The 26,818-nt window shown below is 69.9% G+C and carries 23 protein-coding genes and 2 pseudogenes; 12 read left to right on the forward strand and 13 right to left on the reverse strand.

Annotated features, from left to right (window positions below; all coding sequences use genetic code 11):
* Positions 1 to 56 precede the first annotated feature (56 nt).
* Positions 57 to 1,361: a GNAT family N-acetyltransferase gene (locus tag E1161_RS22945; protein ID WP_132626660.1), complete on the forward strand. Its 1,305-nt coding sequence runs from the start codon at positions 57 to 59 to the stop codon at positions 1,359 to 1,361.
* Between the two features lie 44 nt (positions 1,362 to 1,405).
* Here the strand turns inward: E1161_RS22945 and idi are convergent, their stop codons facing one another.
* Positions 1,406 to 1,984: an isopentenyl-diphosphate Delta-isomerase gene (gene idi / locus E1161_RS22950; protein ID WP_132626662.1), complete on the reverse strand. Its 579-nt coding sequence runs from the start codon at positions 1,982 to 1,984 to the stop codon at positions 1,406 to 1,408.
* 271 nt (positions 1,985 to 2,255) lie between these two features.
* Here idi and E1161_RS22955 point away from each other — a divergent pair, with 271 nt between their 5' ends.
* The 4 genes from E1161_RS22955 (at position 2,256) to E1161_RS22970 (ending at position 5,653) form a co-directional block, all read left to right on the forward strand.
* Positions 2,256 to 3,230 carry a M28 family metallopeptidase gene (locus tag E1161_RS22955; protein ID WP_235875238.1) on the forward strand — a complete coding sequence of 325 codons (975 nt, stop codon included), beginning with the start codon at positions 2,256 to 2,258 and terminating at the stop codon, positions 3,228 to 3,230.
* Between the two features lie 238 nt (positions 3,231 to 3,468).
* On the forward strand, positions 3,469 to 3,786 hold the full coding sequence (locus tag E1161_RS22960; protein ID WP_235875239.1) for a 2Fe-2S iron-sulfur cluster-binding protein: 318 nt from the start codon (positions 3,469 to 3,471) through the stop codon (positions 3,784 to 3,786).
* Positions 3,783 to 5,093 carry an FAD-dependent oxidoreductase gene (locus tag E1161_RS22965; RefSeq protein ID WP_132626666.1) on the forward strand — a complete coding sequence of 437 codons (1,311 nt, stop codon included), beginning with the start codon at positions 3,783 to 3,785 and terminating at the stop codon, positions 5,091 to 5,093. The genes E1161_RS22960 and E1161_RS22965 overlap by 4 nt, the downstream gene beginning before the upstream one ends.
* Positions 5,094 to 5,113: 20 nt before the next feature.
* Positions 5,114 to 5,653 (forward strand): GNAT family N-acetyltransferase, encoded by a 540-nt coding sequence (locus E1161_RS22970; protein WP_132626668.1) that lies wholly within the window; start codon positions 5,114 to 5,116, stop codon positions 5,651 to 5,653.
* Positions 5,654 to 5,747: 94 nt separating this feature from the next.
* Here the strand turns inward: E1161_RS22970 and E1161_RS22975 are convergent, their stop codons facing one another.
* A complete protein-coding gene (locus E1161_RS22975; RefSeq protein ID WP_132626670.1) occupies positions 5,748 to 7,307 on the reverse strand; it encodes an aldehyde dehydrogenase family protein in 1,560 nt (519 codons plus the stop codon).
* A 319-nt stretch (positions 7,308 to 7,626) separates the two neighbouring features.
* On the opposite strand from E1161_RS22975, the gene E1161_RS22980 reads away from it, so the two are divergent.
* Positions 7,627 to 8,436: an SGNH/GDSL hydrolase family protein gene (locus tag E1161_RS22980; RefSeq protein ID WP_132626672.1), complete on the forward strand. Its 810-nt coding sequence runs from the start codon at positions 7,627 to 7,629 to the stop codon at positions 8,434 to 8,436.
* 82 nt (positions 8,437 to 8,518) lie between these two features.
* Here E1161_RS22980 and E1161_RS22985 read toward each other — a convergent pair whose 3' ends face one another.
* The gene (locus E1161_RS22985; protein WP_132626674.1) at positions 8,519 to 9,292 is read right to left on the reverse strand and encodes an SDR family oxidoreductase; all 774 of its coding nucleotides are present in this window, start codon (positions 9,290 to 9,292) and stop codon (positions 8,519 to 8,521) included.
* Complete coding sequence (locus E1161_RS22990; protein WP_132626676.1) at positions 9,292 to 10,188, reverse strand: dihydrodipicolinate synthase family protein; 897 nt, start codon at positions 10,186 to 10,188, stop codon at positions 9,292 to 9,294. The genes E1161_RS22985 and E1161_RS22990 overlap by 1 nt, the downstream gene beginning before the upstream one ends.
* 523 nt (positions 10,189 to 10,711) lie before the next feature.
* Here E1161_RS22990 and E1161_RS22995 point away from each other — a divergent pair.
* The 4 genes from E1161_RS22995 to E1161_RS23010 all read left to right on the forward strand — a co-directional run bounded on the left by E1161_RS22995 (position 10,712) and on the right by E1161_RS23010 (position 13,514).
* Complete coding sequence (locus E1161_RS22995) at positions 10,712 to 11,815, forward strand: J domain-containing protein (protein ID WP_132626678.1); 1,104 nt, start codon at positions 10,712 to 10,714, stop codon at positions 11,813 to 11,815.
* A gap of 96 nt (positions 11,816 to 11,911) precedes the next feature.
* Positions 11,912 to 12,316 carry a DoxX family protein gene (locus E1161_RS23000; RefSeq protein WP_132626680.1) on the forward strand — a complete coding sequence of 135 codons (405 nt, stop codon included), beginning with the start codon at positions 11,912 to 11,914 and terminating at the stop codon, positions 12,314 to 12,316.
* A 33-nt stretch (positions 12,317 to 12,349) separates the two neighbouring features.
* Positions 12,350 to 12,742: a VOC family protein gene (locus E1161_RS23005; RefSeq protein ID WP_132626682.1), complete on the forward strand. Its 393-nt coding sequence runs from the start codon at positions 12,350 to 12,352 to the stop codon at positions 12,740 to 12,742.
* A gap of 88 nt (positions 12,743 to 12,830) precedes the next feature.
* Positions 12,831 to 13,514 carry a dienelactone hydrolase family protein gene (locus tag E1161_RS23010; protein ID WP_132626684.1) on the forward strand — a complete coding sequence of 228 codons (684 nt, stop codon included), beginning with the start codon at positions 12,831 to 12,833 and terminating at the stop codon, positions 13,512 to 13,514.
* A gap of 369 nt (positions 13,515 to 13,883) precedes the next feature.
* Here E1161_RS23010 and E1161_RS23015 read toward each other — a convergent pair whose 3' ends face one another.
* The 5 genes and pseudogenes from E1161_RS23015 to E1161_RS28200 form a co-directional block, all read right to left on the reverse strand.
* The gene (locus E1161_RS23015) at positions 13,884 to 15,053 is read right to left on the reverse strand and encodes an NAD(P)/FAD-dependent oxidoreductase (protein WP_132626686.1); all 1,170 of its coding nucleotides are present in this window, start codon (positions 15,051 to 15,053) and stop codon (positions 13,884 to 13,886) included.
* On the reverse strand, positions 15,050 to 16,483 hold the full coding sequence (locus E1161_RS23020; RefSeq protein ID WP_132626688.1) for a sodium:solute symporter family protein: 1,434 nt from the start codon (positions 16,481 to 16,483) through the stop codon (positions 15,050 to 15,052). Before E1161_RS23020 ends, E1161_RS23015 begins: the two co-directional genes overlap by 4 nt.
* A gap of 18 nt (positions 16,484 to 16,501) precedes the next feature.
* The gene (gene solA, locus E1161_RS23025; RefSeq protein ID WP_132626690.1) at positions 16,502 to 17,629 is read right to left on the reverse strand and encodes an N-methyl-L-tryptophan oxidase; all 1,128 of its coding nucleotides are present in this window, start codon (positions 17,627 to 17,629) and stop codon (positions 16,502 to 16,504) included.
* 73 nt (positions 17,630 to 17,702) lie between these two features.
* A complete protein-coding gene (locus E1161_RS23030; RefSeq protein WP_408012017.1) occupies positions 17,703 to 18,095 on the reverse strand; it encodes a GntR family transcriptional regulator in 393 nt (130 codons plus the stop codon).
* A 186-nt stretch (positions 18,096 to 18,281) separates the two neighbouring features.
* Positions 18,282 to 18,424 (reverse strand): annotated as a pseudogene (locus E1161_RS28200) (GntR family transcriptional regulator); the annotation flags it as partial.
* Positions 18,425 to 18,487: 63 nt separating this feature from the next.
* Between E1161_RS28200 and E1161_RS28570 the strand changes: the two are divergent.
* Positions 18,488 to 18,706: pseudogene (locus E1161_RS28570) on the forward strand (SbtR family transcriptional regulator); the annotation flags it as partial.
* Between the two features lie 60 nt (positions 18,707 to 18,766).
* Here the strand turns inward: E1161_RS28570 and E1161_RS23040 are convergent.
* On the reverse strand, positions 18,767 to 20,869 hold the full coding sequence (locus E1161_RS23040; RefSeq protein WP_132626692.1) for an acetate--CoA ligase family protein: 2,103 nt from the start codon (positions 20,867 to 20,869) through the stop codon (positions 18,767 to 18,769).
* A 254-nt stretch (positions 20,870 to 21,123) separates the two neighbouring features.
* Between E1161_RS23040 and E1161_RS23045 the strand changes: the two genes are divergently transcribed.
* A complete protein-coding gene (locus E1161_RS23045; protein WP_132626694.1) occupies positions 21,124 to 22,449 on the forward strand; it encodes an MFS transporter in 1,326 nt (441 codons plus the stop codon).
* 94 nt (positions 22,450 to 22,543) lie between these two features.
* On the opposite strand, the gene E1161_RS23050 is transcribed toward E1161_RS23045, so the two are convergent.
* The 3 genes from E1161_RS23050 to E1161_RS23060 form a co-directional block, all read right to left on the reverse strand.
* Positions 22,544 to 24,076: a UxaA family hydrolase gene (locus E1161_RS23050; RefSeq protein WP_132626696.1), complete on the reverse strand. Its 1,533-nt coding sequence runs from the start codon at positions 24,074 to 24,076 to the stop codon at positions 22,544 to 22,546.
* Between the two features lie 280 nt (positions 24,077 to 24,356).
* On the reverse strand, positions 24,357 to 25,964 hold the full coding sequence (locus tag E1161_RS23055; RefSeq protein ID WP_132626698.1) for a GMC family oxidoreductase: 1,608 nt from the start codon (positions 25,962 to 25,964) through the stop codon (positions 24,357 to 24,359).
* 50 nt (positions 25,965 to 26,014) lie between these two features.
* Positions 26,015 to 26,737 carry an acetoacetate decarboxylase family protein gene (locus E1161_RS23060; protein WP_235875242.1) on the reverse strand — a complete coding sequence of 241 codons (723 nt, stop codon included), beginning with the start codon at positions 26,735 to 26,737 and terminating at the stop codon, positions 26,015 to 26,017.
* Positions 26,738 to 26,818 lie beyond the last annotated feature (81 nt).

Consider the following 26,818-nt stretch of genomic DNA (forward strand, 5'->3'; position numbering starts at 1 on the left):
CGCCGGTGTGATCGGGGTTCGTCCCGGTGAAACGTGGTGCCTGAAGCATGGGGGACATGACTCCCAGCGAGCACCGCCGAGCCCACGGGGACTGGACCTGCGAGATCATCGAGCTGGCGGCGCTGTTCCTCGTCGCAGGCGCGGCGAACCTCATCGTCACCGGCGTGCGCAGCCACTCCGCCGCGACGCTGGTGCTGATGTCCCTCGGAGCGGCGCTGCTGGTGGCGGGGGCCGCGCGGTGGTGGTCGCGTCGCGGCACCGCCCCCATGACGACCGAGGACGGAGCGGAACCGGTCCCATCAGAAGTGGCGTTCGTCCCGCAGAACCTGTGGCGGCTGCGGGCTCGCGTCACCGACACACCTGGCCGCCTGGCGAAGCTGGCCGGGGCGCTGGCGGCGCTCGGCGGCGACATCCGCACCATGCAGGTGCACCCGGTCGCCGACGGGGCGGTCGACGAGGTGCTGCTGCACGTTCCCACCCGGATACGGCACGCCGACCTGGTCGCCGCGGTGGAGAGCGCCGGTGGCTACGACGTGACCGCCTCGCGCGCAGACGTCCGCGAACTCGACGACGTGCCCACTCGCACCGCCAACCTCGCGGACGACCTGGTCAACGGCCGGACAGACCTGGTGCGCAGCCTGCGCTCGCTGCTCGGGCACGTCGACGTGCGCTGGCAGGAGGAACCCGAGCCGTCACTGGAATCCGGGGTCTTCACCGAGACCGCGATGTGCCTGGCCGAACCCGGCGGCGGGTTCCTCGTGCTGACCCGGCCGGGAGGAGCGTTCACCCCGGCCGAGTTCGCGCGCTCCCGCGCCATGGTCGAGCTGGTCACCAGCTGTCGTGCTCGCGTTCGCCCGATCGAGCGGATCGCGACGACGTCAGGCAAGATCGAGCTGACCTTGCGCCCGGCGGATCGCGCAGACCTCGCCCTGGTCGCCGAGTTCCACGAGCGCTGCTCCAGCGCGGCGCGCTTCCGCCGCTACTTCAGCCCCGGACCTGCCCCGGGCGAACGAGGGCTGCGACTGCTGCTGACCCCGGCTCTGGGGCGCTCCACGCTGGCGTTCGGGCCGCAGGGCGAGGTCGTGGGGATGGGAAACCTGATGTACGACGGCGACAGCGGCGAGCTCGCCCTGCTGGTGCGCGACGACTGGCAGCGCCGGGGCGTGGGCGCGGTGCTCGCCCAGCAGATCGTCGAACAGGCCACCGAGCTCGGGATCAGGACGCTCACCGCGCACACCCACGTCGACAACACCGCGATCTCCCGCACGCTGCGGGGCGCCGGGATGAAGCTCGTCGGTGCGCCCGAACCCGGCGAGTGGAGCTGGTCGCGAGACCTCACCCCGCTCGCACGGGCCGAGTAGCGCACACCGAGCGGATTCCGGGACCGCTCGGTGTTGCGCGGTTCTCAGGCCACGCGGGCTGCCGGTGGCAGAGTCGTCGGGGCGCCGATGGGCCACTGCGCCGGTTCGGGCCCCAGCTCGGTGAGCTCGCGCACCTGCAGCGCGCACCAGGGGGAGACCTCGGTGTCACCGGAGAGGACCCCGGTGCTGAACTCCTTCCAGCGCACCCAACGGGTCGAGGCGACCTCGTCCGGGTTGGGCGCGGGGGTGCCGTCTGTGAAAGCGACGAACACCGGGCACATCTCGTTCTCCGTGACCCCGTTGTCCATTGTGGCCTGGTAGCGGAACGCGGGCAGCGCCAGTTCGAGCCCGCGCACCGCCAAGCCGAGCTCTTCGCCGAGCCGGCGGGTGATGGCGGCCTTCATCTCCTCCTCTGGAGCCGGGTGACCGCAGCAGGTGTTGGTCCACACGCTCGGGAAGGTCCGCTTGTGGTGCGCCCGCTGGGTGAGCAGAAATTCGCCGTGGTCGTTGAACACGTAGCAGGAGAACGCCAAGTGCAGCGGCGTCTCCTGGTGGTGCACGGTCGCCTTGTCCTCGACGCCGATAGCCTGGCCGGCTTCGTCGAGCAGGACCACCTGTTCCACGTGCGGTACCTCCATGGGTTGGTGGGGTGTCGCCCCAGCTTGCCTCAGCGCCGCCGGGAGAACAACGCGAGCCTCGATCTGCCGAGCGCATCGAGCGTCCGGTTGTGCTCTGCTCTGCAACCGCGAACCCCGCCGCGCGTACGGGAAAAACGTGTTGTTGAGGCGACTTCTGGTCAAAGCGGTCTTCCTCGTGACTCACGCCGATACGTTCGCTTGGCGAATGCGCGATCGATCGAGATCGACTCCGACATCGACGAAGGGGATCGCGGAGATGCCGAACCGCCCGATGCTCGTCACCGCCGCCGCGCTCGCGGCGGCCGCAGCGCTGGTGCTGCCGACCGCGGCCGTTGCCGACAACAGCGCACGCGCTGGTGCCATGGCCGTGCAGGACCACCTGCAGGAATTGCAGGACATCGCCGGTGCGAACGGCGGGAACCGAGCCTCCGGGACGCCCGGCTACCAGGCTTGCCTGGACTACATCAAGGGCAAGCTGGACGAAGCCGGCTTCGTCACGACGGTCCAGGAGTTCGACTCCCTCGGCGGTCCCACCTACAACCTGATCGCCGAAACGCCGGGTGGCGATGCCAACAAGGTCGTCATGTTCGGCGCCCACCTGGACAGCGTGGGCGAGGGGCCTGGGATCAACGACAACGGAACCGGTGCGGCCGCGATCCTGCAGGCAGCGCTCGACCACGCGGCGGGTGGTGAGACGCCGACCAACAAGCTCCGCTTCGCCTTCTGGGGCGCGGAGGAAGAGGGTCTGGTGGGCTCCACCCACTACGTGGAGACGCTGCCGGAGACCGAGCACGGGAAGATCGCCGCTTACCTGAACTTCGACATGGTCGGCTCGCCCAACGCAGGCTACTTCACCTACGACGGCGACGACTCGGACGGCGTTGGTGCGGGCCCGGGCCCGGAGGGGTCGGCGCAGATCGAGGAGCTGCTCAACGACTCGCTGGGTGCGGCGGGCACGCCCGCGGAGGGCACCGATTTCGACGGTCGTTCCGACTACGGCCCGTTCATCGAGGTCGGCATCCCGGCCGGCGGCACCTTCACGGGCGCCGAGGAGACCAAGAGCCCGGAGCAGGCCGAGAAGTGGGGCGGCCAGGCGGGTCAAGCCTTCGACGCCTGCTACCACCAGGCGTGCGACACCGTCGAGAACGTCGACGCCCAAGCCTTGGAGCGCAACTTCGCGGCCATCGCCAATGCCGTGAAGACCTACGCCGCGCAGTTCCCGCAGCCGTAGAGCTCAAGCCATCGGGAGAGGGAAGAGGCCGTCCCCGGCAACACCGCAGCGCAGGCGGTGGCTGCCGGGGACGGCTGTTCTGGCGCATCAGTCCCATGTCTGACGGGCCTACATCAATGGATTGATGCGCGATCTGCTCTGGGGCAGTTCAATTTCTCCTGCCGGTTCGATCGGGAACCGTGCGCACCGCAACGGGTGCCAGCGCCGTGCCGGTGCAGATCTCAGGAGGTGGCGGCTGTTGACCGGACCGTACCTGCTTCCCGCCCACCTGGACCCAGCACAACCGCGCTACCAGGCCCGCTTCGCCGTCGAGGTCGACGGGCGCCGGGTCACCGCGCACGCCGGGCAGACGGTCGCGGCCGTGCTGATGTCGTTGGGGTTGACCGCGTGGCGCGAATGCGGTGGTCGTGGCCGGAGGCGTGGGCTGTTCTGCGGGATCGGCGTGTGCGCCGAGTGCGTGCTGGTGGTCAACGGAGCCCCGGACGTCCGCGCCTGCCTGCGGTCGGTCGAACCCGGCGACGTGATCAGCACCCGCGGTTCGGGGGAGCGGGGATGAGCGTCGTGGTCGTGGGTGCGGGCCCGGCCGGCATGACCGCCGCACTGCACGCCGCCCGAGCCGGGGCCGAGGTGCTGCTCGTCGATTCCTCGAACGCCCTGGGCGGGAAGTACAACCAAGCGCCGCCCGAGCAGTTCGGCCTCGCCCAACCGCAGCGGATCCGGCGAGGGCAGCGCAGTGTCACGACCCTCGCCGAGGAGATCGGCGCGCACCCGCGCATCCGGCGGTTGGCCGGTGGTGTTCGGTCGCTGGACGGGCGCGACGTCCACGTGCGCACCGGCTCCGGGGACGCCGGCGAGATCATCCACGCCGACGCGCTGGTGCTGGCCACCGGCGCGCACGACCGGGTGCTGCCGTTCCCCGGATGGGAACTGCCCGGGGTGTTCACCGCCGGCGCCGCGCACGCGCTGGCGAGTGGCCAGCGGATCGCGGTGGGCAGCCGTGTGCTGGTCGCGGGAACCGGGCCGCTGCTGCTGCCGGTCACTGAATCGCTGCTGGGTGTGGGCGCCGACGTGGTGGCCGTGCTCGACGCGGGAAGCCCGGCGGCGTGGTTGCGGCGAGCGCCGACCCTGGCCGGTCAGTGGGACAAGCTCGCCGGGTTCGCCGGTTACCTGCGCAGGCTCGTCGGCAACACGCAGTTCCGCACCCGGGCCGGGGTGGTCGCGGCGGTCGGCGAGGAACGGGTCGAAGAGGCCGTGGTCGCCAAGCTCGACGCGCGGTGGCGGCCGGTCCCGGGCACGCACCGGAGGATTCCGGTGGACGCGATCTGCGTCGCCCACGGCCTGCAACCGCGCTTGGAGCTCGCAAGAGCGGCGGGCTGCGACATCGAGGACGGGTTCGTGCGGGTCGACGGCTCGCAGCGCAGCTCAACGCCGTGGGTGTTCGCGGCAGGTGAGGCCACCGGCATCGCCGGAGCCCGTGCCGCAGCGGCCGAAGGTGCCGTCGCAGGGCTCGCCGCAGCGGTGCAGGTCCAGGCGACCACGTGGAGCGAGGTCGAACAACCCGCTCGTCGAGCGATGCTCGTGGTCCGATGTGGACAGAAGTTCAGCCGGGCGATGGCGTCGGCGACGCGCATCGGCGAGGACTGGAACGAGTGGCTCACGCCGCAGACCGTGGTCTGCCGCTGCGAAGCAGTTCCCTACCAGGCCCTTCGGGACAGCGCGCCCGCCCAGCGCGACGCGAGCTCGCTGAACCTGTCCTGCCGCGTCGGGCTCGGGTCCTGCCAGGGGCGGATGTGCGGGCGCAACGCCAGCGAACTCGCCGAGAACCTCCTCCGGACGTCCGCGAGCGAGCCCCCGGTCGCCTGATTGCTGCCATCATGTGCCGCATGGCCGGATTGCGGACCGCGCACACCGCGGACCTCGACGGGGCGAGCCTGCGCGCGGCGCGCGGGCTGCTGTGGGACGTCTTCGACGAGGGCGACGCCATGACCGAAGCCGACTGGGAGCACTGCCTCGGCGGCATGCACGTGCTCGCTTGGGAGCGTGATGAACTGGTCGGGCACGCCGCACTCGTGATGCGGCGCCTGCTTCTCGGCGACCGCGCTCTGCGCGCCGGTTACGTGGAGGGCGTCGCGGTGCGACGAGACAGCCAGGGGCGGGGCATCGGTGGCGCGATCATGACCGAGGTCGAGCGCATGATCCGCGCGGCCTACGACCTCGGGGCGCTCGGTGCCAGCGAAGCCGGCCGCCCGTTCTACGAAGCGCGGGGATGGAAGCCCTGGCCGGCGCCGACCAGGGCTCTCACGACCACAGGGATCCACCCGACCCCCGACGAGGACGGCTGGATCTACTACTACCCGGCCGGGGCCACCCTCGATCGCAGCGCACCGCTCACCTGCGACCCCCGCCCCGGTGAGCCCTGGTGAGGGCCCTGGGCGTGATCCACCGCGGCCGGTGAGCCCGCCGGTGACGAACGGGGAACCCCGCCGCAGCGGGATCCCCCGTTCGCTCGCGCCGCGATCAGGACTGCGGATAGCGGTGATAACCCGGGAAGTTGCCGTAGAGCTGCTCTCCCGGAGGCCCCTGGGTGACCGCGTGGACCAGGTGCTGGCCACCGACGAACGCGCCCTTCCACGACGCGCCCCGGCCGCCGAACGGCTCGTCCCGGTCACCGCGAGAGCGCGGCTTGTTGATGCCGACCTTGAACGCTTGGACGCTCTCGGCGAGCTCTGCGGCGAACGACTCGTCGTCGCAGGCGACGGTGGCCACGAGCGCGCCGTTGGAGGCGTTCATCTGCGCCAGCAGCTCCGCCTCGGTGTCGACCACGACGACGGTGTCGACCGGCCCGAACGGCTCCTCGTGCATCAGCCTGCTGGCTCCCGGCGGTGCCAGCAGCGTCACCGGTGCGGCGTAGGCCGAGACGTCTTGACCTTCCAGGAAGTGACCCTGGGAGCGGTCTCCGTGGTGCAGCGGAACGGCACCGTGGCGCAACGCCTCGGCGACCCGGCCTTCCAGCTCGGCTGCCTTCGCCGCCGAGATCAGAGGGCCGAAGTCGAGCACGGGTGGCTCGCCGTTCTCACCGGCCAGCGGATGACCGAAGCGCACCGACTGGACCACCGGGAGGTAGGTGGCGAGGAACTTGTCCACCAGCTTCCGCTGGACCACGAACCGCGGGTAGGCGGTGCAGCGCTGCTTGGCGTACTCGAAACCCTTGCGCAGGTGCGCGCTCAGTCCGTCCCAGTCGGAGAACTCCCACAGGCCCCAGGTGTTGAGGCCCTCTTGCTCCAGCATGTGCCGCTTGCCGGTGTCCACCAGCTGCGCGGCGATCTTGCCGCCGTTGGAGCGACCGCCGACGAACGCGAGCGCGCCCACCTCGGGCGAGCGCACCAGCGGGTCGGACAGGGCGGAACCGTCCCCCGACAGCAGCGTGGCCGGTAGCCCGGCGCGGGCCATCAGCGCGTGCGCGACCGTCAGCGTCACCGCGCCGCCCTGCGTGGGCGTTTTGGCGATCACGGCGTTGCCCGCGAGCAGCTGCACCAGCTCGGCGTGCACCAGGACGCTCATCGGGTAGTTCCAGCTGGCGATGTTGCTCACTGGGCCGGGCAGCGGCTGGCGCTTGTACGGGGCGCCCTCCACGTCCTGGTTGAGCATCTGCTCGGTGTGCTCGGCGTACCAGCGCACGCCGTCGAGGCAGCGGTCGACGTCGGCGCAGGCGGCCTTCCACGGCTTGCCGATCTCCCAGGCCAGCAGCAGTGCGAGGTCGTCGCGGACCTGCGACATGGCCTCGACCGCGCTGGTCACCGCGTCGCGTCGCTGCTCGAAGGTCGTCTGCGCCCACGCCTGGTGGGCCCTGGCCGCTGCGCGCACCGCGTCCTGCGCGGTGGCGGCGTCGATCTTGGGCAGCTGGGAGAAGACCGTGCCGTCCACCGGGGTCACCTGCGGGGCGCGCTCCCCGACGGCCTGCCAGCGGCGGTCGATGAGGTTGCGGGGCACGCCGTCGTCGAACGCCTCCGGCACTGCGGCGATGGCCCGCGACAGCACCGCTGAAGCGGTGTGGTGATCGGGAACCCGGAGTGTCATACGCCCTCCTCAAAACATTGGGATGGGGTGCCGGGAGGCATAGGACTATGCCAGGTCGAGAGGCGAAGTGCCTGCTGCAATCGTACGAATTCGAGCAAAACGTACGTGCGTCTTGTGAGCCCTTTCGGGGCCTCGCCGCTTCGCCGGGATTGGGAAAAGCGGCGAAACCGGAACCCGGGATTGTTCCGATGGCGGCTACCCGTGCGACGTTCGAGCTGCCGCGAGAGCCGGTTACTGGCGGGTACTCGCCAACTCCTCCGAATTTCGGCGCGGACTTCTTTGAATGAAGGAGCTTTTCGCGCTCCGAACGGAGGAAAACATGCGTCACGCAAGGTACCTCATCGGTGCGGTGGCAGCCTGCACGGTCGTCTCGGGCACGGCCGCACCGTCCTTCGCAGCTGATTCCGACTCCGCATCCGCCGCCGAGAACTACGTCGCCCTCGGCGACTCCTACGCGTCGGGAACCGGGACCCGGGAGTACTTCGAGGACAGCGGTAGTTGTCTTCGAAGCCCCAAGGCATACCCGCAGTTGTGGGCCGACTCGCACGGAGTCGCCAGCTTCGAGTTCGCGGCCTGCTCGGGCGCCGTCACCGACGACGTCAACGCCGACCAGCTCGGTTCGCTCAGCGCCGACACCACGCTGGTCACCATCTCCATCGGCGGCAACGACATCGGCTTCGTCGACGTCATCACCAGCTGTGTCGCCGGCACCGACGAGGGCTGCGACAACGCCGTCAACGACGCCACCGAGAAGGCCCGCAACGAGCTGCCCGCCAAGCTCGACACCACCTACGCCAACATCCGCTCCGCCGCGCCCAACGCCGAGGTCGTCGTGCTCGGTTACCCGAAGATCAACGAGATGGGCGACTGCGGGATCCCGTTCTACTCCGAGTACAAGCGCCAGCGGATCAACGAGGGCGCCGACGAACTCGCCTCGGTGATCTCCGAACGCGCCTCGGCCGCTGGGTTCTCCTTCGCCGACCCGCGAAGTGCCTTCGAAGGGCACGGCGTGTGCGCCTCCGACGAGTGGATCAACGGACCGAGCAACCCGATCCAGGAGTCCTTCCACCCCGACGTCGACGGGCACGCCAACGCGTACCTGCCGACCCTGAACTCCGTCACCGGCTGACACTCCGGGGGCGGAAGAGGCGTGTCGCGTGGAGGAACCTCCCGTCGTTCCACGCGACACGCCTCGTTCAGCCGTTGCGGTGTCACAAGGTCGGGACCAGGCCCCCGTCGCAGCGGATCGCGGTTCCGGTGATGTAGGAGGCGTGGGCGCTGCACAGGAACGCCGCCGTGGCGCCGAATTCAGCGGGTTCGCCGTAGCGCTTGGCCGGAATCGCGGCCTCGCCCCGGGCGCGGACCTCCTCGACCGGCAGGCGTTCGCGCTCGGCCGTGGCACGGTCCAGCGACGACAAGCGGTCGGTGGCGATCCGGCCCGGCAGCAGCAGGTTCGCGGTGACGCCCTCGTCGGCCACGTCGATGGACAGGCTCTTCAGGTACGCCGCCAGGGCGCTGCGACCGATGTTGGACAGCGCGAGGTTCGGGATCGGAGCCTCCACACCGCTGGAGGCGATCGCCAGGAGCCGGCCCCAACGACGCTCCCGCATCCCCGGCAGCACGCCGCCGACGAGCCTCTGGTGCACCAGCAGCAGGTTCCGCACCGCCTCCGCGGTGTCGTCCGGACCGACCTCGGAGGCGCTGGCCGGGCGCGGCCCGGGACCGTTGAGCACCAGGACGTCGATCTTCCCCAGCGCCTCCTGCGCCGCCGACAGCAGCTTCTCGGCCCCGCCCGGCGCGGTCAGGTCGACCTCCACGCCAGTGGCGCCGGGCAGCTCGGCGGCGATCGCTTTCGCGCGTTCACCGCGACGACCGGACACCACCACGTTGACGCCCTCGGCGGCCAGTGCCCGCGCGGTCGCCTCACCCAGTCCACCTGTCGAGGCGCAGACCAGCGCATTGCGGCCGGCGATTCCCAGATCCATCAGTTCTCCATGTTCTCCACGGCCGCCAAGTGGCGATCCAGTTGTTCCTCCAGGCTCTCCGGCATGCCGGGCGCAGGCGCCCGCACCAGGGATTCGCTGATGAGACCCCGTCGGCGCAGCGCCTCCTTGCGGATCGCCAGCCCGATGCGGGCCTGAGCCTCGAAGTTCACCAGCGGCAGGTACCGCAGGTACGCCTCCAGCGCCGCCTGGTAGCCGCCCCGCCGCCACGCGTCCACGCAGGCCTTGAGCCCTTCGGGGTAGGAGAACCCCGTCATCGCTCCCGCCGAGCCCGCGGCCAGCTCGTCCAGCAGCCCGACGCCGCCTAGCCCACCGAAGACCGGCACACCGGTGCGAGCCGTCAGCGTGGTGATCGCCGGGGGAGTGGGCGGGGCCTCGGCTTTGACCGCCACCACCGATTCGACCTGCTCGACCGCCGAGGCCAGGTCGACCGCGCTGATCGACACGCCCGTGACCAGCGGGTAGTCCTGCACCACCAAGCCGGCGCCGGTCGTCGCGTGCAGCGCGTTGAGCTGGGTGGCCAGCAGCTCCGGATCAGGGGTGTTGACCTGCACCATCGCCCCGGCCAGCCGGTCGCCGACCACGTCGGTGGCCAGTTCGACCTCTTCGGCCACGGGTGCCGGCGAGGTGCTGCAGGCGCCCACGACGATCGGCAGGTCCACGGTTTCCACCACGACTTCGAGCACCGCTCGTCTCTCAGCCGCGGACAGGCGCACCGCCTCGCCGAAGACGCCCAGCACCGTCAGCCCGGTGACTCCGATCCGCTGGTAGTGCCCGACGAGCTTCGCCAGCGACGCCAGGTCGACGTCCTGTGTGGACTCGGTGAACGGGGTGGCGACCACGCCCCAGACGCCGGGCGCGAGCGGATCCGCAGCCATCTGCACCCTTTCAGCCAGCGGCTCGACCGGCGATCTTATGCACGTCGGATCAGATCGCGTCAAGGTCGCTTCCCGGGAACTCGACCAGCCTGATGGGGCACCCTGCGCGCACCCGGCCGAACGGTTGGCCGGTTCGGTAGTCGATTCCGCCCACAACTGCGCCTCGATCGGCTATGGTGGGCGGCGATGCCGGGCGGGTCCCCCTCTGAGCATTACGCAGACTCACGCGGTCGCGCACCGCACAGCAGGCCGAGCCGGTCCCAGGCGCCATCCAGGACCGAGCCCGGCTCCCGGGTGGCCAAAAGGGAGGGGCGGCGGAGCGCCGCCTCGGTCATCCGCGTGGAAGAGCCCGCTGGCCAAGCAGGTCAGCGGGTTTTTTCGTTCCCGCCGGAAGATCGGCGGATCGGTTCGGGTTGAGATCCTGCCAGTCGGTTGATCTTGATCTCGGATCACGTCCTATCATTGCCGGGCGTTGTCATCGCAACTCGTTGTTGCCGCGCGGTCCGGGAGGCGGGGGAGGGTAGTGCGCGGGGTCGACTACTACGAACTCCTCGGTGTGGGGAGCGACGCGACGCCGGTCGAGATCAGATCGGCTTATCGGACGCTCGCCCGCAGCATGCACCCCGACGTCGGCGGTAGCGACGGTGCGTTCCGGCTCCTGCGAGAGGCGTACGAGACGCTCACCGACCCGGTGCGCCGCGCTTCCTACGACAGCGGTCGGCGCCGTCCGGTCGAGGCAGAGACCGCTCCGTCGAGGCGTCCGCGACGGCCGGGCGGGACCAGGCGGCCCGGACGCGACTTCGGCGAGGACCCGGACTACGTGCCCCGGATGCCGAAGGTGCGGCTCGACGACCTCGCCTGGTGGGACAGCGTCGACCCGCAGGCGCGGGTGCAGTACCTGCCGGTTCTCGGTCCGGACCGGATGCCGACGTTTGCGCTGGTCGGCGCCTGGTCATTGCTCTTGCTGGCCGGGTTGGCGGTCGAGCTCAACGCGGTGTTGATGGCGACCTGGCTGGGTCTGCTGATCAGCTCCGGAGTCGTGATCGTGGTGCTCCTGCGTCGCCACATCGGCGCCCACCGGGAGCATCGGATGTTCACCGCCGAGTTCGGCAACCAGCGCATCTTCGGGCTGCCCGACATCCAGCACGAGCGGGCCCAGCTGCTCACCGCCGAGTTGTGCGCGAAGTACCTCATCCGGTTGCCCGGCGTGCGGGTGTTCCACGGTCTGACTTGGCAGGACTCGGTGTTCGAGGACGTTCACCACGCGGTGCTGTGCGGACGTCGCCTGGTGCTCGTGGAGTCCAAGAGCTGGTTGCCCGGGCACTACACGACCGACGAGAAGGGGTCGCTGTGGCGCAACGGGCATCCGTTCCGCGGCGGCGTGACCCGGCTGAACGAGGGCGTGGCCAACTTCGAGGGGCTGCTGCCCGAGGTCGAGGTGCGCGGTGCGGTGCTGATCTACCCCAGCCGGGCCGGCGAGATCACCACCGTCGAGCAGCCTGACGAGCGGGTGGTGCCGATGACTCCGGCGCAGTTCGTCAAGGAGATCGGGCACTGGCTCGCGCAGGACCCGGTCACCGTGGATCGCGACGTCTTCACCACCGTGCTCGACCAGTTGGTGGACTGACACCCTTCGTCGGCGGCCACCGATGAGTTTCCAACGCGCGTCGAGTCGATACCTGCGATCGAATCTCGACAGCGCGATGGAAGGGGTGCGTCTCGAATGACCACGAGTGCGACCGAGACCAAGGCTCCGCCGAGACGGGCGGCCAACACCGGGCTCTGGGTGCTGCAGGTGCTGCTCGCGGCGTTCTTCGTCTTCGCATCGGTCCCGAAGCTGCTCGGTGATCCGATGGCCGTGCAGATGTTCGACCTGATCGGCTTCGGGCAGTGGTTCCGGTACCTGACCGGGTCGGTCGAACTGCTCGGTGCGATCGGGCTGCTGGTCCCGCGGCTGTGCGGGCTCGCGGCGCTCGGTCTTGCGCTGGTGATGGTGGGCGCCGCGCTGGCGCAGGTCTTCCCGCTCGGCGCCCCTGCGGTGGCCCTGTCGCCGCTCGTGCTGTGCGTGGTCCTCGTGCTCCTCGCCTGGGCCCGGCGCGGCACGATCCCCGTCCCCGCCCGATCCTGACAGTTCCGACCTCAACTGAGTGGAGTGACGACGATGGCCATGAAGACCTTCCTCAACCTGCCCGTCAAGGACTTGGACCGCTCGGTCGAGTTCTTCACCGCGCTGGGGTTCACCTTCGACCAGAACTTCACCGACGAGAACGCCACCTGCATGGTGATCAGTGACGACAGCTACGCGATGTTGCTGGTGGAACCGTTCTTCAAGTCCTTCATCACCAAGGACTTGGCGGATGCGACCAAGGTCGCCGAGGTCATCACCGCCCTCACCGTCGACTCGCGCGAGCAGGTGGACCAACTCGTGGCGAAGGCTCGTGCGGCCGGATCGCCTCGCATCGGGGACGTCGTGGAAGAAGGCCCGATGTACAGCCGGAGCTTCGAAGACCCGGACGGGCACATCTGGGAGATCTTCCACATGCCGCTCGACTGAGGGCTGCGATCAACTGTTCGCGGCGGGATCATGGTGCGGGCACGAGCGGCCCCGGCGAACGGTCATCCTCCGACGAAGGAGCACGAGCTTGACGAACCCGCACCAGAACGTCAGCTTCACCAGCAACGGGCGGACAGCCCACGGCTACCTGGCGACTCCCGGGCGACCGGGCCCGGGAGTGGTGGTGGTCCAGGAGTGGTGGGGGCTGACCGACCACGTTGCCGATGTCGCGGACCGCTTCGCCGCCGAAGGCTTCGTGGCCTTGGCCCCGGACCTCTACGGGGGCCACACCACGCACGACGCGCAGGAAGCCGCCCGGATGATGCAGGAGCTGCCGGTCGACCGGGCGGCTCGTGACCTGGCCGGAGCCGTGGACCACCTGCTCGGGCACGAGCTGGTGACCGGGTCGGCGGTCGGCACCGTCGGCTTCTGCATGGGCGGCAAGTTCGCGCTGGTCCTGGCTGCCCAGCAGGGTGACCGCATCGGCGCCGTCATCCCCTTCTACGGAATCCCACCGGTCGAGACGGACTTCTCCGGGATGACGGCGCCGATGCTCGGTCACTTCGGCGAGTACGACCGCGGCGTCACGGTGGACGCCGTCGGTGAGGTGGCGGACAAGATCAAGAAGCAGACCGAGGTCCACCCCCAGATCCACGTCTACGCGGCGGGCCACGCGTTCTTCAACGACCAGAACCCCGCGTCGTACCACGAGGAATCGGCCCGCGTCGCCTGGCCGCGCACCCTGGACTTCCTGCACCGCCACCTGGGCTGAGCTTTCCACTGTGGAGTTGTCGAACAGCGGTCGCGCTCGGAAGGGGCGTACCGGGGTGACCGGCCTCCGCGGAGGCCGGTTCTCGGTGGTCTTCTGGCGGTGCCGATACTCGGCTCGTGATCTCGTGGTTTGAGGATCGGCGCCCGAGTCACGTGGCGGTGGGCCGGATTTGCTCGCCACGCCACCACATCCAGGTGCGCGCAACCCGTGTCGGACCAGTGCCCATGTCATCGAACTCATGTTCCCATTGTGCCGCCGGCCATTCGGACATGCGAGCGGATGGAGATCGCTGGATGGGATGATCTACCTGGTCACGCTCCGAAATGAGTTGAGTGGGGAGCGCCTCGTCACACCACTGCGGAGTGACCATCACTGCTGGCCGGCGAACCGCACCTTTCCCAAGGGCGGCAACGAGTCTCGACCGACGAGCCGGTCAGGGCGGAAATGCCGGAGCTCCGGCGCGGTGTCACCGCCGAGCAGCTCGGTCGCGGCGAGCCTGCCGAGCAGCGGCCCCAGCGTGACCCCGCTGTGCGTGGCCAGCACGTAGATCCGCCCGGTCTCGCCCAGGAAGCCCGCCACCGTCAACCCGTCGCCGGGCATCGACCGCTGTCCGACCCGGAGGGATTCCAGAACCGCGCCGGAGGTCCCCGCCAGCAGGTCGTTCACCCGCCGGCACAGCTCCTGGGCGTGGTGGCCGTCCACCGCAGGAGGATTCGCCGGATCCGCGTGGGCGTCGAGGTCCAGGCCCTGCACCACGAGTCGCCCGCCGCCGTCGGGACGCACGTTCAGCGCAGGCGTGGTCAGCACCGCGTCCAGCCGGGTCGGCAGGGCAGCGGTGCATCCCAGCAGCCCGACGGTGGCCGATCCCGCGACGTCCGGATCGGCCATCGCCACCCGGTGACCGGTGGTCGCGGTCAGCGACTCGGTCCAGCGCCCGGCCGCGAACACCACCGCGTCGGCGGTCGCGGAGTCACCGTCCGACAAGGTGATCCGCACCCCGCTCCCGGTCTCGGACACCGACACGACCTCGGCCGGGCAACACAGGTCGGCGCCGTTCTCGCGTGCCTCTCCCCACAAGCGCGCGACCAGCAGCGCCGGGATCAGATGACCCTCGGTGGGGTAGTGGGCGATGTCCCGCACGCCGTTCGGAACGAGGAGGTCGGGCACCAGGTCGCGGGCCTGCGACGGCCCGATCCACCTCACCGGGTAATCCCGGTCCTCCAGTTCGCGCACCGAGGCGGCCAACCGTTCGGTCCCGGCCGGGTCCTGGGCCCATTCGATGTTCCCACCCAACGTCAGCCACGGCGCGCACCGGCCCGGCGAGGACGCCAGGGCGTCGTGCTCGGCCATGCCCGCAACGTTCAGGTCGTGGTACGGGCGCGGGTTCTTGCTGTGCGAGTTCACCCAGGCGAACGAGGTGTTCGAGGTGCCCGCCAGCGGCGCGGTGCGTTCGAAGACGGTGACCTGGGCACCTGCGAGGCTCAGGGAGCGCGCGGTTGCCGCGCCCAGGACACCCAGTCCGATCACGGCGATGTTCATGCTTGGACTGCCCTTTCGTTCTCGACGGCGGGACGGGCGGGGGTGAGCAGTGCGGTTCCCAGCACTGCCACGGTCGAGATGGCGATGCCGTAGACCGCGTAGGGCACGGTGGTGTCCGCGAGCTGGGCGAGGGCGCACCCCACGATGCCTGCGACCATGCCCGCGATGGCGGCCGCCGGGGTGAGCCGGCGTCGCCGGTGCAGCAGGTACCCGAGGAAGATCGGCGCCGCCAGCGCCGCCGCCGAGTAGGCGTAGGTCGCCACCAGCCAGCTCAGCGCCTTCGGGAACAGGATCGCCAGCACCGCGGCGAGGACCGACACGCCGACGGTGATCATCCGCGACAGCGACACGGTCTGCCGCTCACCGGCCTGCTTGCCCGCGATGTTCTGGTAGACGTCGCGGGTCAGGTTGGCCACCACCGACTGCAGCGCGGCACCGGTGGTGGAGATGATGGTGGACACCAGGAACGCGCCGAAGACGATTACCAGCCAGGTCGGCAGCTGGGTGAGCAGCCAGCCTGCGGCGTCCTCCTCGTTGACCAGGCCCGGGTTCATCGAGTGAACGGCGAGGCCGATGCACCCGGCGTAGATGCCGCCGATGAGCATCGTCAGGCCGGACAGGCCCAGCCCGCGACGGGCGTCGGAGACCTTCTTGGTGGCGAAGACCCGCTGGTAGTAGAGCTGGTTGGTGAGCGTTCCGGGCAGGATCGCCGCGACCCACAGCCAGATCTGGTCCCAGCCGGCCGCCGTGAACCCCTCCCAGCCCCACAGCCGCTGCGGGACGGTCGCGGTGATCTGGCCCCAACCGCCTGCGAGGTGGATGGCGTATGCGGCCACGCCCAGCGACATGGCGATCATGAAGATGCCGAACACGAAGTCGGTCCACGCGACCGAGGTCAGGCCGCCGGGCAGCACGAACAGCAGCGACGCCACCATGATGACCAGGATCAGCGCGGTCGGCGACACGCCGGTGAGCTGGCCGAAGAGCTGCGCGAACGCCACGAACTGGGTGGCCAGCCAGCCGAAGGGCACTACCAGCGCTGCCAGCGCGGCGATCGCGATGGCCAGCCGGTTGCGGCCGTAAAGTTCGGTGATGATGTCGGGGACGGTGGTGAAGCGCTGCTCGCGCAGCCATCTCGCGATCCACATCAGCACGAGGAACCCGACGAGCACGCATCCCTCGTAGAGGAACACCGACCACCCGGAGCGGTAGCCGATGCCGACGTGCGCGATGAGCACGCCGCCGCCGGTGGCGGTGGCGAACTGGGTGATGATGACGACGATCAGCGGCAGCGATTCACCCGCGGAAAGCCAGTCCGCGGAGTTCTTCGCCTTGCGTCCGAAGTAGACGGACATGCCGATGCCGAATCCGATGACCAGCAGGCTGGCGATGATGATCCCGGCGATCTGGCCGGTGGAACCGGTGAGCATGGTTTGCCTCCAGTGGGCTCACAGCGGGAAGCGGTTCGGGTCGAGCGTTGCGATGTCGTGCGAGGTGCCCCCGGTCAGCGCGAGGTCCGCGCCGATCTCGCCGAAGGCGGGCGCGAGCTTGAAGCCGTGCCCGGAGAAACCGGTCATGACGGTGGCCAGGCGGTGACCCGGGAGCGGGCCGAGCAGGGCGTGGTCGTCAGGGGTGAAACCCTCGGCGAAGGTGCCGGTCCGCATCGGGTGCGGTGTCACTCCCGGCAGCAGCCGCGCGGCGGCGGCCGAAGCGGCTCGTGCGTGGTCGGTCGTGGAGTTGCGCGGGAGGTCGTCCGGGCCGTCGAGCTCGGGCCAACCGAGGTGGTGCGGCACGATCTTGATCGCGACTCCGTCGAGAGCCGGGAAGCAGGAGAACCCGGCTTCGGCGTGCCTGCGGATGGCGATGGGCAGCGACACAGGCGAGTGCGCTGCGACGTCGCGCGCGGCGAACCAGTAGGCGGTGATCAGGCGCGCCTCAACCGGGAGGTTCCGCAGCGGCGCGAGTCGTCGCGCCCACGGGCCGGGCGCGAAGATCACGTGGTCGACGTCGAATGTGCTGTCGTCGCTGGTGATCCGCCAGCCGTCCGTGGTCTCGGTGGCGTCGGCGACGGGGTGGTAAGGCAGGATCTTGGCCCCCGCTGACTCGGCGGACCGCAGCGCGGCCTGCACGGCGGGTTCCGGTCGCAGCACACCGGCCGCCGGGTCGAGCACCATCACCTCGCCGTCGTCGAGACGGTGTTGCGGGAACCGCTTTCGCGCCTCGGCGGTGTCGAGGACCTCGTGGTCGAGCCCGGCGTCTTCGGCACAGCGCCGCACCGCGGAGACGTCGGGGTTCTCGGGTGCGCCGATGGTCAGCCCACCGCACATCGTCAGCAGTCGCGCGTCCGCGCAGCGTTCCAGCTCGCGCCACAGCGCTTCGGCGCGCTGCAGCAGCGGCACGTAACCGGCGCCTTCCTTGTAGGCGGTGCGGAAGATGCGGGATTCGCCTGCTGAGGCGCCCCGGTCGTGGCCGGGGCCGTAGGCGTCGAAGGCCAGCACCTCGGCTCCGCGCAGCGCGAGCCGCCAGGCCGTCATGGCACCGATGACGCCGGTGCCGATCACCGCGACGCGAGTCATGAACACTCCTCCGAGGTTTCCGGGCAGGCTGAACGAACGGTTCCCACGCGGAACCGTCCGGGGTGAAGGGGGTTCAGCGGTCCTGCGTGGACAGGACGCTGTGCTCGATGAAGAACTCGACGAGGTCGGGTCGGATGATGTGCCACATGGCTTCGGCGAGCTTGCCGCCGGTGAGCCAGGTCAGCCGGCGCAGCCGGATCACGGGCTGGCCCGGGGAGAGGTTCAGCCGGGACGCGGTGTCGTCGTCGAGCAGCACCGGGTCGATGTAGACGCGGGACTTGGCGGCGGGTACGCCGTTGCGGGAGAAGTAGTCGTGCACGGTCAGGTGGGCCAGGTCCTCGTCGAGCAGTCGTGGTGCCAGCGAGAACGGGACCGCGGACAGTTCGATGGCGATCGGGTTGTCGTCGACGTCGAACTTGAGCCGGCGCAGCTGCGTCACCGGCGCGTCGTCATCAATCCCGGGCATCTCGACGTCGGCGTCGCGCGCCCGGACGACCGCAGCTGAGTCCACCGCGTGCCGTCCGGGGATTTCCGGGCCCTGCAGCGCGGGGTTGACCAGGCGCAGCAGGTTCTCCTGCCGCGCGCCTTCGGCGACGAACGTGCCGCGCCGGCGGTGTCGTTCCACCAGCCCGGCCTGGGCCAGTTCGGTCAGCACCCGCTGCGCGGTGGCACGGCTGACCGAGTACTCTCGCGCAGCTCCGCCTCGGTGGGGAGTTTGCTGCCGGGCAGCAGCGCACCCGAGCGGATCCGCTGCTCCAGTTCGGTGCGGATGCGCAGGTACGCCGGGGTCGCCATGGACGGAATCTAGCGGTGCGCATTTGACCGGTCAATAGAAGATTCGAGCGGTCAAACCATGTGATGCCGTGTTGGCCGTCGGCGTGGCGCGATCTCCACTCGGACCAGCACCAGCGGCTCGACGACGCGCTCGAGGTGCTGCTCGAGCGGGGGAGAGCCGCCGGTGAGGTGCGCGACGACGTCGGAGCGGCGGAGGTCATCCTGCTGCTGGGCGAGTTGGCCCGCGTTCCCGGAGCCGAGTGGGACGCGCGGGCTCAGCCGATGGTGTCGGTCATCGTCGACGGACTTCGCGCGCGTGATCTTGAGAAGGGAAGCCCTCGTCCCGCAACGCACCCCCGCGCGCTAGGTCAGGATCGCGAGGCAGTCGACCGCCACTGCACCGTTCTCGTCGAGCAGGAGCGGGTTGACGTCGAGTTCGGCGAGGTCGTCGGCGAGGTCGTGGGCCAGCCAGGACAGGCGGGAGAGGGCGTCGGCCGCTGCGTCGAGGTCGCGGGCCGGTTCGCCGCGGACGCCTGCGAAGACCCTGCTCCCGCGCAGGGAGAGCAGGAGTCGCGTGGCGGAGGCGGTGTCCAGTGGAGCGACGCCGACTCGGCTGTCGGCGAGGACTTCGACCAGGACGCCGCCGAACCCGACCACCACGACCGGACCGAACGTGGCGTCGCGCTTGATGCCGACGATCAACTCCGTCCCGGCCGTCATCCGTTGCACGAGCAGCTTGGCGTCCGGATCCAGTCGCAGCAGGTCCTCGGCCGCCTCCAGGACCTCGGTGTCGGTGGACACGTTCAGGCGCACCCCGCCGATGTCCGATTTGTGGCCGATGGCGCGGGACAGGAGCTTCACCGCCACGGGCGTTCCCAGGTCGTGCGCGACGGCGACCGCGCTCTGCGGGTCCTTGGCGGGGAAAGCGCCCGCGCACGGCACCCCGTAGGCGGCGATGAGCCTGCTGGACTCGTGTTCGTCGAGTTGCCTGCGCCCGTGATCGCGCGCTTCGCACAGGATGGCGCGCACGGCCCTGCTGTCGATGTCGTTCGGCCGCTGCGGACTCGGTGGAGCCGGGCGCAGGCTGTAGCCGGCCAGCGAGCCCAGTGCTGCGGCCGCGCGTCCGGGGTCGGTGAAGCACGGGATGCCCAGCTCTCGCAGCCACTCCCGGGGACGTCCGCTGCCGCCCGTCCACACCACGACCAGCGGTCGGTCCGTGGAGCGGTAGGCGTGCTCGACAGCGCCGATGAGCTCGTCCGCGACGTGGTCGGAATTGCCCAGCAGCACCGCGATCATGTCCGAGCCCGGGTGTTCCACCGCGATCTCCAGGGCGCGTCGCAGCATCGCCGGATCGCTGATCAGGTTCGCGGTGAGGTCCACCGGATTGCGCGGCGAACCGAACGCCGGGAGCACCTCGGCCATCCGGCGCTGCCACTCGGGTTCCCAGGGGAGGACGTCCAAGCCGCGGCGGGCGGCGGCGTCGGCCATCAGCACCCCGGCGCCGCCGGAGAGCGACAGCGTCGTCAGGCGCCTGCCCCGGGCCCGGCGACCGTCGGCGAAGATCAGTCCGGCGTCGAGCAGGGGCTCCATCCCGTCCACCCGCACCACGCCGAACTGCCGCGCGACACCGTCGAAGACCGCGTCCTCACCGGCCAGCGACGCGGTGTGCGATGCCGCGGCCCGCGCTCCGGCCTCCGAGCTGCCGACCTTGACCGCGAGGAGCGGTTTGTCCAACTCGTGCGCTCGCCGGGCCACGGTCAGCAGTTCCCGGCCGTCGTGCACGCCTTCCAGGTAGGCCATCAGCACCCGGACCTCGTCGAGCTCGACCAGCCCGCCCAGCAGCTCGGCGACCGACAGATCGACTTCGTTGCCGGTGTTGAGGAAGTGCGAGATCCCGATGCCGGCGTGCTGGGCCGCGGAGAAGATGAAGGTGCCGAACGCGCCGCTCTGGCTGACGAACGCCAGCGGTCCCTCGCGCAGCTGGAAGTTCCCATCCATCGCTGAGGTGAAGGTCGGCATCGCCTTGTCGCGCAGGCTGAACATGCCCAGGCAGTTCGGTCCGAGCACCCGGATGCCGGTCTCGGAGACGACCTCGCTGAGCCGCTGCTGGAGTCGCGCCCCCTGCTCGTCGAGCTCGGCGAAACCCGCCGCGCCCACGATCGCCGCCGGAATCCCCCGATCGGCGCAGTCCCGGACGGCGTCGACGACCTGGTCCGCGGGCAGCATGATCATCGCGAGGTCGATCTCGCCGTCGACGTCGGCCAGCTGGGGATGAGCGGGGATTCCCTGCACCCGTGCGCGCACCGGTTTGATCGGTAGCAGCCTCCCCGCGTAGCCGAAGCGCTTCATCAGCGCGATCGCGCGGCCGGAGAGTTTGACCGGGTTGTTCGAAGCGCCTAGGACCGCGATCGACCTCGGGTGCAACATGCGGTGGATCGCTGGATGCGGGGCCGTGTTGCCGTCCATCGCGCTCCATCCCACCTGGCGCGTTGGCGCGCCGGTGTTTTCGATGCGTCGTTGCCCGCCGCGTCGCGGGCACCGGGTTAGAGGCTAAGCGAGCGTCGCTCCGGGGCCAAGGCTCGGATCGTCGTCCCTCCACTGTGGAGCATGTGGTGCAGTCCACTCGCGAGATGGCTAACCCCGGGGCTCCGCGAGACGAAGTAACGGATGAGTAAGCGTTCGCAGGACGTTGTTGACATGGAGAACACGGGAGGGCATTCGTGGCTGCCGACCGACCGGAGAGTCGGGCGTGGTGGATCTGGAGCGTGGCGGTGGTCGCCTACCTCGCCGCGGTATTTCACAGGGGCAGCTTGGGGGTTGCCGGGACGCAGGCGCTCGATCGGTTCGACGTCGGACCGGCCGCGCTCAGCGCGTTCACGGTGCTGCAGGTCGGCGTCTACGCCGGCATGCAGATTCCCACCGGTTTGCTGGTGGATCGCTTCGGCGCACGCCGGGTGATCACCACGGCGGTGTTGTTGCTGGGGACCGGCCAGGCGCTGTTCGCGCTGGCCGACACGTACGCGATGGGGCTGGCCGCGCGCGGCGTGCTGGGCTTGGGCGATGCGTTGATGTGGGTGAGCATCCTGCGCCTGGTGGCGGCGCACTTCTCGGCGCGGCGCTACGCGCTGGTGGCCACCATCTCCAGCGCACTGGGGGCGCTGGGTGGTGTCGCGGCCACGTTCCCGCTGGCCGCGGCGCTGCGCACGATCGGCTGGACCGGGACGTTCCTGCTGGTCGGCGCGCTGACCATGGCCTACGCGGCGGTGACGGTCTCGGTCGTGCGCGACACCACGCCGAAGGCTTCGGCTCCCAAGAGCGGGGGAGCGGTGCTGGCTCAGGTGCGGGCCGCGTGGTCGGTGCCTGGAACGCGGCTGGCGTTCTGGACCCACTTCTGCACCATGTTCGTCTCGGGTGCGCTGACCCTGCTGTGGGGTTTCCCGTACCTGGTCGACGGGCTCGGCGTGGCGGCCTCCACGGCGAGCGTGCTGCTGAGCCTGCTGATCATCGGCCAGGTCGTGGGCGGTCCGTTGGTCGGAGCGCTCATCGGCCAGCGGCCGGAGTGCAGGATGTGGCTGGTGATGGGGTATCTCAGCCTCAACGCGCTGTCGTGGTGCGCGCTGCTGGCCTGGCCGCAGGGTCGCCCGCCGCTGGCGGTGATCGCGGTGGCGTTCCTGGTCTTCGCCATCGGCGGTCCGGTGTCCTCGGTGGCCTTCGCCCTGGTGCGCGACTACAACTCGCTGCGCCAGGTCGGCACCGCCACCGGTGTGGCCAACGCCGGCGGGCACTCGGCCACGGCGCTGGGCGTGCTGACCGTGGGTCTGGTGCTCGACCTGTTCGAGTCCATGCCCGGCGGTTCGGAGTACCGGGTGGCGATGCTGGCCCTGGTCGCGCTGCTGATCTTCGGCGCCTCGCGCACCTGGGTCTGGTGGCGCCGAGCCCGTGCCGAGGTCTTCGCCGCCGCGCAGCGCGGTGAGCAGGTGCCGGTGCTGCTGCACCGCCACCGCTGGGACCTGGAGATCCCGAGCCGCGAAGCCGTAGCGGCCTGAATGAGGGGGATGATGAGCGGTTCCGCCGAACCAGTTCGGCGGAACCGCTCTCACGTTGATCCGAGGTTGCGCGTCCGAGGTGCCCGCGCCCTCCTCAGAGCACGGTCGAGAGGTGCCAGGGGACGAATTCCTCTTCGCCGTAGCCGAGTTCCTCGCTCTTGGTCTCCTCGCCCGAGGCGACGCGCAGGATGTGCTGGAAGATCTGCTCGCCCATCTCCGCCACGGTCATCTCGCCGTCGGCGATGACACCGCAGTTGATGTCCATGTCGTCGGTCATCCGCTCGTACAGCGGCGTGTTGGTGGCCAGCTTGATGCTCGGCGCCGGCTTGCAGCCGAACGCCGAACCGCGCCCGGTGGTGAAGCACAGCAGCTGCGCGCCGCCCGCGATCAAGCCTGTGGCGTTGACCGGGTCGTAGCCGGGCGTGTCCATGAACATCAGCCCGCGGTCGGTGATCGGTTCGGCGTACTGCAGGACGTCGACGAGGTTCGTGGTGCCGCCCTTGGCGGCCGCGCCGAGCGACTTCTCCAGGATCGTGGTCAGCCCGCCCGCCTTGTTACCGGGGGAGGGGTTGTTGTTGATCGAGCTGCCGTCGACCTGGACGTGCTTCTCCCACCAGTCGATCCGGTCCACCAGCTTCTCGCCGACCTCGCGGCTGACCGCGCGGCGGGTGAGCAGGTGTTCGGCACCGTAGATCTCGGTGGTCTCGCCGAACACCGCCGTGCCGCCGTGGCGGATCAGCAGGTCCGCCGCCGCACCGAGCGCCGGGTTGGCGGTGATGCCGGAGTAGGCGTCCGAGCCGCCGCACTCCATGGCCAGCACCAGCTTGTCGGCGCCGACGGTCTGCCGCTGGTGGGAGTTGGCGATCGGCAGCATCTCCTCGATGCGCCGGACGCCCTCGGCGACGGTCTTCTTGGTGCCCCCGAACTCCTGGATGGTCATCGCGTGCACGGGCATGTCGTCGGGCAGCTTGAGGTCCTCGGTCAGCGCCCTGACCTGGTTGACCTCGCATCCCAGCCCCAGCACGAGGAGCCCGGCGATGTTGGGGTGACCCGCGTAGCCCTGCAGCGCCCGGCGCAGCACCTCGAAGCCCTCGTTGCCGCGTCCGCTGTGCCCGCAGCCGAGGGTGTGGGTGAGCGGGCAGATGCCGTCGACGTTCGGGTAGTCGTCGAGGATGCCGGACGCCTCGATGCGGCGGGCGATCATCTTCGCCGCCGTCGCCGAGCAGTTCACCGAGGTCAGCACGGCGAGGTAGTTGCGGGTGCCGACCCGGCCGTCGGGCCGCACGAAGCCCTGGAACGTGGCGCGCTGGTCCTCGGGCACGTACTCGGTGGTGGTGACGTCGGCTCCGAAGGCGTGTTCGCGCTGGAACTCCTGGTAGGCGACGTTGTGGGTGTGCACGTGCTCACCGGCGGCGATGTCGCGGGAAGCGAACCCGATGATCTGCCCGTACTTGCGCACCGCCGTCCCCTCCGCGATGGCGGCGGTGGCGACCTTGTGCCCGCGCGGCACCGTGTTCGCGATCTCGAGTCCGGAGTAGGTGCCGGGCTCGATGTCCTGCCGGGCGATGAGGACGGAGTCCTCCTCGTGCAGGCGGAAACCCAACTGGTCCAAGGTCGGCGACGACAACCCGATCACCCTCGCTTCAGAAATGTGAAGTCACTTCGTCATGGTGAACCGGATGCTAAACGTGCGAACGCCCGGCGTCACCGCGCAACGCGATGACCCGATTCTCACGCCCCGAACAAGTCGATGACAGCTCCAGCCCGCAGCCCGTCGCCCGAGCCGACCCCTCGCGGTCCCGAGGTGATGACCCGGTTGCGGCCGATTCGGGTCACCCGCGGACTCGGGGTGTGGGTGGGTGCGGGAGTTGACCGGAATCTTGGGGTTGTGGGTGGGGTGGGGTTGGTCAGATGAGGGAGGCGCACATCTCGCCGATCATGTAGGAGGGGGCGTTGGTGTTGCCCCCGGTGATGCTGGGCATGATCGAGGCGTCTGCCACCCAGAGGCCGTCGACGCCTCGCACGCGCAGCTTGGGGTCGACGACCGCGCGCTCGTCCACGCCCATGCGGCAGGTGCCGACCGGGTGGTAGACGGAGTGGATCCGGGTCGGCAGCTCGCGCCGCAGCGCGGTCTCGTCGAAGTACTCCGGTCCGGGGCTGAGCTCCTCGGTGACGTCCGCGGCGATGGTCTTGTTCGCCATGATCTCCCGGATCATGCTCATCGCCTCGATGAGGAACTCGGTGTCGGCCGGGTCGCTGAGATAACCGGGGTCGATCACCGGCGAAGCCGTCGGATCGGTCGAGGCCAGCCGGACCTCGCCGCGGCTGGCCGGGTAGATCAGCGTCGGGAAGATCGTCATCGCCGGACGCGTGTCGGTGCGGTAGAGCTTGTCCTCGTCCTGGTTGGGCGTCGGGTAGCTCCACGGGATCGTGTGGATCTGCATGTCCGGGAAGTCGCCCTCGGCACGGGAGGTCTTGACGAAACCGACGGTCTCGAAGAGCGTTCTGCCGAGCCAGGACTCGCCGCGCTTGCCCAGTGCTTCCTTGAGCATCCCGGAGGCCATGTACGTCGCGGTGGAGCGGTGCAGGGCCTTGTTGGTCACGAAGGTCATCGGCACGAACAGGTGGTCGTGGAGGTTCTGGCCCACCGGCAGGTCGGCCTCGACCTCGATGCCCTTCTCCCTGAGGTGACCGGCCGGGCCGACACCGGAGAGCATCAGGACCTGCGGCGAGCCGACCACGCCTGCCGAGACCACCACTCCGCTGGAGGCGCGCAGCGCCTCCTTCCGGCCGCTCTTGGTGTCGATGACCTCCACGCCGGTGGCGCGGCCGTTCTCGATGATCACGCGCGCGACGTGCACGTGGGTGCGCACGCGCAGCGACGGCAGCTCGCGGTTGGTCAGGTAGCCGCGCGAGGAGCTGTAGCGGCGGCCCTTGCTCGCGCTCTGCTGGAAGACGCTCACGCCTTCCTGCGACTCGCCGTTGTAGTCGTCGATCCGCGGCACGCCGAGGGTTTCCTGCGCTGCCGCCATGAACTGCTCGCCGGCCGGGGTGATGTCCTTCTGCCGCGTGACCTCGATCGGCCCACCCGCGCCGCGCACGTCGCTGGCGCCATCCTCCCAGTTCTCCAAGCGCTTGAAGGCGGGCAAGACGTCCTGGTAGCTCCAGCCCTCGCAGCCCTCGGCCGCCCACGAGTCGTAGTTCTCCTTGTTGCCGCGCACGAACAGCATGCCGTTGACCGAGCTCGACCCGCCGAGGACCTTGCCCCGGGTCATCGGGATCTCGCGTTCGTGGGCGTGCTTCTGCGGGGTCGAGTACTGCTTCCAGGTCACCTGCTTCTTCAGCTGCGGCACGACGTGCAGCACGGAGATCATGCCGGGCACGGTGACGGTGGGGAGGTCGTCCTTGCGGCCGGCCTCCAGCAGGAGCACGTTCGCGCCGCGTTCGGCCAGCCTGCTGGCCACGACGGTTCCGGCGCTGCCCGCGCCCACGACGATGTAATCGGCATCGCTCATCTTCGTCCAACTTCTCCAGGGGTCGCCGTTGACTGCTCCGGTTCGCGTGGTCACGACCGGCTGGAAATGGGTGTTGCGTCAGCGAACCGCATCGTCAGCTCGCCGATGTGGTTGGTGAACAGAGCATCTCGCGGGAATCCGAGTCGCCGCAGGTCGTCGCTGATCGGGTGGTCGCCGAGTTCGACCCGCGCACCGCCGGGGCGCATCCGGGTGCCGCCGGCGCGCATCGTCCACGGGGTTCGCCGCAGGACGCCGTCGCGGTGCGTGTAGGCGTCGAGGGTCATCGCGCCCATCGCGGAGGGCGCGGGAACGCCGCGCCCGAACTCCATCGCGACGACGGCGCGGTCCTCCAGCCGCACCTCGCAGCGGGTGCGCTTGCCGCGGGTGCTGACATCGATGGTGGAGATCTCCTTGGGGAATCCCCAGATGTTCTGCCCGGCTTCACACGTGAAGGTCTGGTCGACCGGCAGCCAGTGGATGAAGACGCCGGTCGAGCCGCGCACGCCGGGCTGCCTGCACATCAGCGCGACCAGGAACTCGTGGTACTCGCCCAGGTCGCCGTCCAGGTAGTGGACGAACCCCAAGGTCGCGGGAACGCGTCCCGGGACCGGGGTGACCGGTGCCAGTCCGGCGGCGGCGAGGGTGTCGCGAGCGGGCCCGGCGGGGACCAGGAACTGGGCGGTGACGCCGGTGGCCGCGCGCACCTCGACGGGCATGTGCACCCGTTCGCCCTGCACCACGTGCACGGAGTTCGTGAGAGGCTTCTCGTGCACCGATGACCTGCCTTTTCCTCGCGTGCGGGTACGTCTTCGGACCACCATCACCCAGCGACAGTCATACAGATAATGGGTTTG

The sequence above is a fragment of the Saccharopolyspora aridisoli genome, assembly GCF_004348445.1.
GTDB lineage: Bacteria > Actinomycetota > Actinomycetes > Mycobacteriales > Pseudonocardiaceae > Saccharopolyspora > Saccharopolyspora aridisoli.

Bases quoted from the DNA above. Each gene is read 5' to 3' on its own strand.
- E1161_RS22945 (WP_132626660.1), top strand. From the start codon at position 57: ATGACTCCCAGCGAGCACCGCCGAGCCCACGGGGACTGGACCTGCGAG.
- E1161_RS22955 (WP_235875238.1), top strand. From the start codon at position 2,256: ATGCCGAACCGCCCGATGCTCGTCACCGCCGCCGCGCTCGCGGCGGCC.
- E1161_RS22965 (WP_132626666.1), top strand. From the start codon at position 3,783: ATGAGCGTCGTGGTCGTGGGTGCGGGCCCGGCCGGCATGACCGCCGCA.
- E1161_RS22970 (WP_132626668.1), top strand. From the start codon at position 5,114: ATGGCCGGATTGCGGACCGCGCACACCGCGGACCTCGACGGGGCGAGC.
- E1161_RS22975 (WP_132626670.1), bottom strand. From the start codon at position 7,307: ATGACACTCCGGGTTCCCGATCACCACACCGCTTCAGCGGTGCTGTCG.
- E1161_RS22980 (WP_132626672.1), top strand. From the start codon at position 7,627: ATGCGTCACGCAAGGTACCTCATCGGTGCGGTGGCAGCCTGCACGGTC.
- E1161_RS22985 (WP_132626674.1), bottom strand. From the start codon at position 9,292: ATGGATCTGGGAATCGCCGGCCGCAATGCGCTGGTCTGCGCCTCGACA.
- E1161_RS22990 (WP_132626676.1), bottom strand. From the start codon at position 10,188: ATGGCTGCGGATCCGCTCGCGCCCGGCGTCTGGGGCGTGGTCGCCACC.
- E1161_RS23000 (WP_132626680.1), top strand. From the start codon at position 11,912: ATGACCACGAGTGCGACCGAGACCAAGGCTCCGCCGAGACGGGCGGCC.
- E1161_RS23005 (WP_132626682.1), top strand. From the start codon at position 12,350: ATGGCCATGAAGACCTTCCTCAACCTGCCCGTCAAGGACTTGGACCGC.
- E1161_RS23015 (WP_132626686.1), bottom strand. From the start codon at position 15,053: ATGAACATCGCCGTGATCGGACTGGGTGTCCTGGGCGCGGCAACCGCG.
- E1161_RS23020 (WP_132626688.1), bottom strand. From the start codon at position 16,483: ATGCTCACCGGTTCCACCGGCCAGATCGCCGGGATCATCATCGCCAGC.
- solA (WP_132626690.1), bottom strand. From the start codon at position 17,629: ATGACTCGCGTCGCGGTGATCGGCACCGGCGTCATCGGTGCCATGACG.
- E1161_RS23030 (WP_408012017.1), bottom strand. From the start codon at position 18,095: ATGCCCGGGATTGATGACGACGCGCCGGTGACGCAGCTGCGCCGGCTC.
- E1161_RS23040 (WP_132626692.1), bottom strand. From the start codon at position 20,869: ATGGACGGCAACACGGCCCCGCATCCAGCGATCCACCGCATGTTGCAC.
- E1161_RS23055 (WP_132626698.1), bottom strand. From the start codon at position 25,964: ATGAGCGATGCCGATTACATCGTCGTGGGCGCGGGCAGCGCCGGAACC.